1 protein-coding gene is annotated in these 523 nt (G+C 29.3%); it reads left to right on the top strand.

What is annotated here, in order from left to right; all coding sequences use genetic code 11:
• Window positions 1–413 (top strand): hypothetical protein (locus tag RF640_RS19110; RefSeq protein ID WP_368828677.1); only part of this gene is annotated, 413 nt, incomplete at its 5' end.
• Between the last annotated feature and the right edge of the window lie 110 nt (window positions 414–523).

The raw sequence follows: 523 nt of genomic DNA on the forward strand, positions 1-523 counted from the left end.
ACTTAAAAAAGTTATTGAAGCTAGAAAAAAATGTAGAAAAGTTAGAAAAAGAGAATTTGAATTATCTCGTGGAAAACAAGAGTTTATCAGATAGAAATATGGTTTTAGAGAGTAAAAAGATAAGTTTAGAATTAGAATTACAAGAATATAGGTTATTGTCTAAAAATTTAGGAGAGCTTCTCCAAGATATAGGATATGACAAAGTATTGGAAGAATGTCAGTTATATTCAAAATGGAAAAATGGGAATAGATTAGAAAAAAAAGAACTAGAGAATAAAATTTTAGAAAAAGATGAAAAAGAATTAAATAAAGCTGAAAAGATGATTTTAAAAGGACTGGAGGAAAAAAATAATTGGGAAAAAGTAGTGGCTAGGCAAACTAGGGGAAGAGATAGAGGAGGAATGGAAAGATAAAGAATATGTTTCCATAACTAACCACTAGTATTTTTTTCTTTTTGATTTTGGCAACAACACAATAGCAGACAGTCCAGAGGAATTTGTGCAATCCCCTTGCCGAAGGTAAA

It is taken from the genome of Kocuria sp. CPCC 205231 (assembly GCF_040980965.1).
Classification (GTDB): Bacteria; Actinomycetota; Actinomycetes; order Actinomycetales; family Micrococcaceae; genus Kocuria; species Kocuria rosea.